Genomic DNA, 6,133 nt, shown 5'->3' on the forward strand with positions numbered 1-6,133 from the left:
GCGCAGAGCGCGGACTGGCGTTTCGGTTTCGGCCGGCTATGATCTGACGAAACCGAAACGCCAGTCCGCGCTCTGCGCAGGAGCCTTCGCGTTTTCGTCATCACCTTCGCGGAATGGTGGCCTAGTTCGGCGAGCCAAGCGCCTTGTCCAGCGCCGCCTTGATGTCGGCAGGCCACGTCTCCACTGCCGGCCAGACATCCATCCTTGGCTTGCCGCTGCTGCGGGCGAAATAGAGTTTGTGGTTGGTCTGGTCGACCGCCATGAACCCGTGGTTGCCGCCGCAATTGTGCGGCGCGCAGCCGTCGAAATAGACGATGCCGGACGCCGTCTTTTTCGTACCGCCGGCGGCCAGGAAACTGGCCGCCAGGATGGCCATGTCCTTGCCGAGCAATGTTTCGGCGTCCCTGTAGACAGCCTCGTTGTGGAAGGCGTCGATCATGTCTTCGTATTCCGACGCGTCGACATCTTTCCAACCCGTGCCAGGGTCCGGCATGTAGGTGAGATTGCCCGAAATCGTCAGCCCGTCCTGGGGCGACCATTGCATCACACGCTTCGAAGCGCCCGGTAAGAGATAGGGGACGAAATAGAGGGAATTGTCGGTCACCGACGCCGGCGCGCCGCAGCCGTCCTGCTCCACCGTGATGCCCTGGACCGTGCCGCCTTTCGGCTTCCACACGATCATCACAGGAGGACCGCAGAGATGGTCGATGTTGCCGTCGCCGACATCGACCAGCGCCACCTTGGCGCCGGCGATATTGACGATCCTGTCGAAGAAGACGTCGTAATTGCTCGCCAGCTTCTGACCGTCGAAGGCGAGCACCTTTTCGCCGTCGGGCTCCTGCTGGGTGACGGTCAGGTGACCGCCCTCGAACGGGATCGGCGCCTGCTGATCGATGGCAGGCGCCTGCGTCTGGGCATGCAAGCTAGTCGTCGGAAGCAGCATCAACGCCAGCCCGCAGGCGCCTGCAAAAAGCGAGCGTGTCATGACAGGTCCCCGTTCTACCCGAAGCGAAGACCAGCCATCGGTGCGGCCTTGGTACTCAGGCGGCGTCTATCAGGCCCAGGGGCGCTGTTCGGCGTTGCGCTTCTCGAACGAGGCGATGGCGCCGGCCTTTTCCATGGTCAGGCCGATGTCGTCGAGACCGTTGAGCAGGCAGTGCCGCTTGAAATCGTCGAGGTCGAATTTGACCACGCCGCCATCCGGTCCGCGGATTTCCTTGGCCTCGAGGTCGACCGACACCGTGGCGTTGGAGCCGCGCGACGCGTCGTCCATCAGCTTCTCGAGATCCTCGGGGCTGACAGTGATGGGCAAGATGCCGTTCTTGAAGCAGTTGTTGTAGAAGATGTCGGCGAACGAGGTCGAGATGACGCAGCGAATGCCGAAGTCGAGCAGCGCCCACGGCGCGTGCTCTCTGCTCGAGCCGCAGCCGAAATTATCGCCGGCAACCAGGATCTGCGCCTTGCGGTAGGCCGGTTTGTTGAGCACGAAATCCGGATTTTCCGAACCGTCGTCATTGTAGCGCATTTCGGCGAACAGGCCGGTGCCAAGTCCGGTGCGCTTGATCGTCTTCAGATAATCCTTGGGGATGATCATGTCGGTGTCGACATTGACGATCGGCATCGGAGCGGCGACGCCGGTGAGCTTGGTGAATTTTTCCATGGCTTTTGCCCGTGTTTTCGTTGCGGGAGGATTTGCTGAGGCACGGTTTACACAAAGCCGGCGGCAAATAAAAGGCAACTGTTTGTGCGCGGTGGCACAAGCCAGCCCGATGGTGCAGTCTGGCGACCATGGCAGAAAACTCACACGTCCTCTATGCACGCGAAGCCGCGCTCGACATCGACGAATTCCGCCGCGTTCTGATCGAATCCGGCCTCGGCGAGACACGTCCCGTCGATGACGACGTCAGGCTACAGGCAATGCTGTCGGGCGCCAATCTGGTGCTGACCGCACGCCTCGACGTCGAAGGCAGGCCACTGATCGGCATTATCAGGGCGATGACCGACTTTTCCTGGGTCTGCTACATCTCCGAACTCGCCGTTTCCCAATCGGCGCAGGGGCTCGGCATCGGCAAGGGCCTGATGGACGAGGCCCGCCGGCAACTCGGTCCGTCCGTCGCCATCAGCCTGATCTCCATGCCCAACGCCGTCGGCTTCTACGAACGCATCGGCATGAAGCACATGGCCGACGCCTTCTGGTTCTCCCGCAAGGGCTGACCTTCCTCAGAAAGCCGTGACATTCCTGACGACCTTGGTCGCTTGACATGCAACCATTTGGTTGCATATTAAAGCCATGAGCATGGATGCCGTCTTTCGCGCCTTGGCCGACCCGACCCGCCGGCAGTTGCTGGACAGCCTCCATGCCAGGAACGGGCAGACGCTGAACGCGCTGTGTGAACAGATGGATATGACGCGCCAGGCGGTGACCAAGCATTTGGCGATCCTGGAGGAGGCCAACCTCGTTAGCACCGTCCGCAAGGGGCGCGAGAAGGAGCACTACCTCAACCCCGTCCCCATCAACGAGATCGCCGACCGCTGGATCGGCAAATTCGAGCGGGGGCGGCTGACCGCTCTCGGCGACTTGAAGAAACGCCTCGAAAGGGAAGACTGATGAGCAACAAGTTCGTCTACGTGACCTACATCCGCACCACGCCCGAAGAACTCTGGGAAGCGCTGACCGAGCCGGAGTTCCACCAGCAATATTTCCTCGGCGCCCAGATGCAGAGCGAGTGGAGAAAGGGTTCGGCCTGGAAGATCGTCTACCCCGACGGCCGCGTCACCGACAGCGGCGAGATCCTCGAGATCGATCCACCCAGGCGCATCGTCATCAAGTGGCGCAATGAGTTCATGCCGGAAGTGAAGGCCGACGGCTACACCACCTGCACCTTCGTCATTGAGCAGGAGCGCGACATGATGAAGCTCGCCGTCACTCATGAGGCCGACGGTCCGCATAAGCTGCTGGAACATATCGGCAATGGCTGGCCACTGGTGTTGTCGAGTCTCAAGAGCCTGCTCGAAACCGGCAAGGGCCTCTCGCGCCCGGCATCAAAGGGGTGAACGGCCTCGTTTCGGTAACGAAACAATCTAGTCAGGAGAAACCCTATGATGCATGTCCCTATCGTGCACAGCATGACCAATGGCGAGACCGTCATGGCATCAGCCGATATCGGCGCGCCTGCGGAGCGTGTCTTCCGTGCCCTGGTCACGAACGAGGTCGAGCGCTGGTGGGGGTCTGCCGACACCTACAGGATGGTGGACTGGTCATGCGATCTTCGCGTCGGCGGCCGCTGGGCGGTTTCTGTCAGAACGGCCGACGGCAGGGAGCTTCCAGCGAGCGGCGAGTTCCTCGACATCGAGGCACCGCGCAGGGTCGTACAGACGCGAGCCTATGAATGGGACCATCCAACACTTGGCCGACGGCAAACGACGATTGCCTGGCTGCTGGAGCCGACCGCCACCGGCACGCGCCTCACCATCTGCCATGGCGGCTTTGGCGGGCTGAGTGAAGCGGCCACCGAGCATGCCGAGGGTTGGGGACGGGTGCTGAGCTGGCTGCAGGCCTATGTCGACGCTGAAAGACCGGCAGCTGCTTAGGGACGCGTCTTCCTTCTCCCCAGGGGAGAAGGAAACGCCGGCGTCAAATCACATTCAATTCCCGAAACGCCCGTCCTTCCGCGACACGGCCATAGCCAAACGCCGAGCAGTCCACCGTGCGATAGCCGCCATGCACGATCAGCTCGGCCAGCGCCTTGCCGACCGCCGGCGCCTGCTGCAGGCCGTGGCCGGAGAATCCGTTGGCGAAGATGAAATTCCCAACCTGCGGATGCGGGCCGATCACCGCGTTCTGATCCAACGTGTTGTAATCGTAGTGGCCGGCCCAGGCGCGGGTCGGCTTGATCGCCTCAAAAGCCGGAATGCGGGTCGCCAGCACCGGCCAGATCACCTCTTCGAACAGCGGCCAGTCGACCGCGAAATCCCCGGGGGCGGCCGGACCGTCGCCCTCTTCCGGCTCGGCGCCGCCGGTGAGGTAGACCGAGCCTTCCGGGCGCACATAGATGCCGGAGGGATCGACCAGCAGCGGCATGTCGGCATATTTCTCGCGCGCCTCGAAAACGAAGACGTTGCGCTTGCGCGGCTCGACCGGCAGCGCCAGCCCGGCCATGGCGGCGACCTTGCCGGCATTCGGCCCGGCGGCGTTGATCACGGTGCCGGCTTCCAGCACCTCGCCATTGTCGAGGCGGACGCTGGTGACACGGTCGCCTTGCCGCTCGATGCCGGTGACATCGGCGGTGATGAAATCGACTTTCTTCTGCCGCAGCGCCTTGCGGAACAGCATCAGCATCGCATGCGCGTCGAACCAGCCCTCGCCGCTGCGGCCATAGGCGCCGGCGGTGATGCCCTCGGCCGACAGCCACGGGAAGCGGCGCACCAGCTGCTCCGCGTCCTCGAGCACGATGTCGGCGCCCTCGGCCATCTGCGCCTCGTGATTGCTCTTGAGGATCGGCAAGCCATTCTCGCCGGCAAGGATGAGATAGCCGCCTTCGCGAAAGCCGATATCGGCATCAGTGCCGAACTCCTCCTTCAGCCGCCGGAACAGCTTTAGCGTGAACTGTGACAGGCGGATATTTTCCGGAATGGAGAACTGCTGGCGGATCGAGGCCAGGGACAGCGTCGTCGCCGCATGGGCGAATTGCGGGTCGCGCTCGACCAGCGCGATCGAGCCGGAAAACCCTTCCTCGCGCAGATAATAGGCAACCGAGGAGCCGACGATGGCCCCGCCGACGATGACGATGTCGTAGCGCATTTTTTCTCCGATCCGGCCGATGGCATCCTTCACGCCACCGGCAGAATGATCTCGAAGCGCGTGCCGCGCTCGCTGTCAACAAGCCGGATCATACCATCATGCGCTTTCAGGAGGGCCAGCACGATGCCGAGGCCCATGCCGGTGCCGCCGGTAGAGCGCCGCGTGGTGAAGAACGGCTCGAAGATGCGCGCCCGGTTGCTGGGTGAAATGCCGGCGCCATCGTCGCTGACCAGGATGCTCGCCTTGCCACCGGCGCTCGCAGCGGCAATCGAAACCTGCGTCGCTCCGTGCCTGGCCGAATTGTCGATAAGATTAGCAAGCACGATTGCGGCGTTCTCGGCCGATATGCGCAAGGCCACATCGCCGCCGGCCTCGACGCGGACCGCCAGCCTGGTGTCGACGGGAAGCAGCGCCAGTGCCGCACCGATCGAGGTGCTTTCGCCGCTCGGCGCAAGGTTTTCGGCGCGCGCCAGATCGAGCAGGCGCCGCACCAGCAGATTGAGCCGCCCGGCATCGGTGACGATGTTGTTGGAAAAACGCCGCCGCTCCGTATCGTCCATCGCGCTGCCGGAATCACGCAGCAATTCGGCCGCGCCCTGGATCGCCGTCAGCGGCGATTTGAGCTCATGCGAGACATGGGTAGCAAAAGTCTGGATGCTGTCGGAGCGCGCCTGCAGTTTTTCGGCCATGTCGAGGAAGGCGGCGGAAAGCTCCGCCATCTCTCGAGTGCCGTGATGGTCGAGCGGCCGGATCGCCGCGCGATCGCCGGCGGCAATACGCTCCGTGCGATCGATCAGCGCATAGATCGGCCGGCTGACGGTGCGCAGGAAGACCAGGCCGATGAGCAGGGTACCGCCGAGAATGGCGATGGCCGCCAACGTCACCTTGCCGCGCTCGCCATAGAGATGTTTGATGATGTTGTTGGGCGTCCGCGACACATAGACCACGCCGGCGACCTGGCCATCGACGGCCACCGGCAAGGCGACGAAGACACGCACCCTGGTGCCGCGGCTGACCGAATAGAGCGGCGGCGCCGGCTGGTCGGGGATGCGCAGCCTGAGCGCGCTGGCATAGCGGCCGGCAAGTGCGGCGCGCACCTCCTCGACCTCGCCAAGCGACTGCCCAACCTCGTCGCGCCCGGCAATGACAACGCCCCGGGGATCGAGCAGCCGGAAGCCGGCCAGCGTGGTTTTCTGCGTGGCGTCGAGAATGCCGGACAGGCGCGCGCCGATCGCGGCGAAGGCGGGATCGGCGGTGCCTGGCATGGCCGCCGGCCGAGTGGACAGGACATGATCGGAAGCGAGATCGAGTTGCGGCTCGATCGGCCTGTAC

Annotated in this window: 8 protein-coding genes; 4 read left to right on the forward strand and 4 right to left on the reverse strand. The window is 63.5% G+C overall.

Going from position 1 to position 6,133, the window contains the following annotated elements:
* Window positions 1–121 precede the first annotated feature (121 nt).
* Complete coding sequence (locus EN935_RS18580) at window positions 122–985, reverse strand: hypothetical protein (protein WP_127262531.1); 864 nt, start codon at window positions 983–985, stop codon at window positions 122–124.
* 69 nt (window positions 986–1,054) lie between these two features.
* Window positions 1,055–1,660, reverse strand: coding sequence for a 3-isopropylmalate dehydratase small subunit (gene leuD, locus EN935_RS18585; RefSeq protein WP_126066949.1), 606 nt, complete (start codon window positions 1,658–1,660; stop codon window positions 1,055–1,057).
* 128 nt (window positions 1,661–1,788) lie between these two features.
* Between leuD and EN935_RS18590 the strand changes: the two genes are divergently transcribed.
* From EN935_RS18590 to EN935_RS18605, 4 genes are all read left to right on the forward strand, one after another.
* Window positions 1,789–2,214, forward strand: coding sequence for a GNAT family N-acetyltransferase (locus EN935_RS18590; RefSeq protein WP_127262532.1), 426 nt, complete (start codon window positions 1,789–1,791; stop codon window positions 2,212–2,214).
* A gap of 82 nt (window positions 2,215–2,296) precedes the next feature.
* The gene (locus EN935_RS18595) at window positions 2,297–2,608 is read left to right on the forward strand and encodes a metalloregulator ArsR/SmtB family transcription factor (RefSeq protein ID WP_206532344.1); all 312 of its coding nucleotides are present in this window, start codon (window positions 2,297–2,299) and stop codon (window positions 2,606–2,608) included.
* Window positions 2,608–3,054: an SRPBCC domain-containing protein gene (locus EN935_RS18600; protein WP_127262534.1), complete on the forward strand. Its 447-nt coding sequence runs from the start codon at window positions 2,608–2,610 to the stop codon at window positions 3,052–3,054. The genes EN935_RS18595 and EN935_RS18600 overlap by 1 nt, the downstream gene beginning before the upstream one ends.
* A gap of 45 nt (window positions 3,055–3,099) precedes the next feature.
* The gene (locus EN935_RS18605; protein ID WP_127262535.1) at window positions 3,100–3,591 is read left to right on the forward strand and encodes an SRPBCC domain-containing protein; all 492 of its coding nucleotides are present in this window, start codon (window positions 3,100–3,102) and stop codon (window positions 3,589–3,591) included.
* A 43-nt stretch (window positions 3,592–3,634) separates the two neighbouring features.
* Here the strand turns inward: EN935_RS18605 and EN935_RS18610 are convergent, their stop codons facing one another.
* Window positions 3,635–4,801 (reverse strand): FAD-binding oxidoreductase, encoded by a 1,167-nt coding sequence (locus tag EN935_RS18610; RefSeq protein ID WP_127373503.1) that lies wholly within the window; start codon window positions 4,799–4,801, stop codon window positions 3,635–3,637.
* A 29-nt stretch (window positions 4,802–4,830) separates the two neighbouring features.
* A partial coding sequence (locus EN935_RS18615; protein ID WP_127373504.1) for an ATP-binding protein occupies window positions 4,831–6,133 on the reverse strand: 1,303 nt, incomplete at its 5' end.

It is taken from the genome of Mesorhizobium sp. M7D.F.Ca.US.004.03.1.1, from assembly GCF_003998635.1.
Taxonomy (GTDB): domain Bacteria; phylum Pseudomonadota; class Alphaproteobacteria; order Rhizobiales; family Rhizobiaceae; genus Mesorhizobium; species Mesorhizobium loti.

Coding starts and splice junctions, on each gene's coding strand:
- EN935_RS18580 (WP_127262531.1), bottom strand. CDS start 985: ATGACACGCTCGCTTTTTGCAGGCGCCTGCGGGCTGGCGTTGATGCTG.
- EN935_RS18595 (WP_206532344.1), top strand. CDS start 2,297: ATGGATGCCGTCTTTCGCGCCTTGGCCGACCCGACCCGCCGGCAGTTG.
- EN935_RS18610 (WP_127373503.1), bottom strand. CDS start 4,801: ATGCGCTACGACATCGTCATCGTCGGCGGGGCCATCGTCGGCTCCTCG.
- EN935_RS18600 (WP_127262534.1), top strand. CDS start 2,608: ATGAGCAACAAGTTCGTCTACGTGACCTACATCCGCACCACGCCCGAA.
- EN935_RS18605 (WP_127262535.1), top strand. CDS start 3,100: ATGATGCATGTCCCTATCGTGCACAGCATGACCAATGGCGAGACCGTC.
- EN935_RS18590 (WP_127262532.1), top strand. CDS start 1,789: ATGGCAGAAAACTCACACGTCCTCTATGCACGCGAAGCCGCGCTCGAC.
- leuD (WP_126066949.1), bottom strand. CDS start 1,660: ATGGAAAAATTCACCAAGCTCACCGGCGTCGCCGCTCCGATGCCGATC.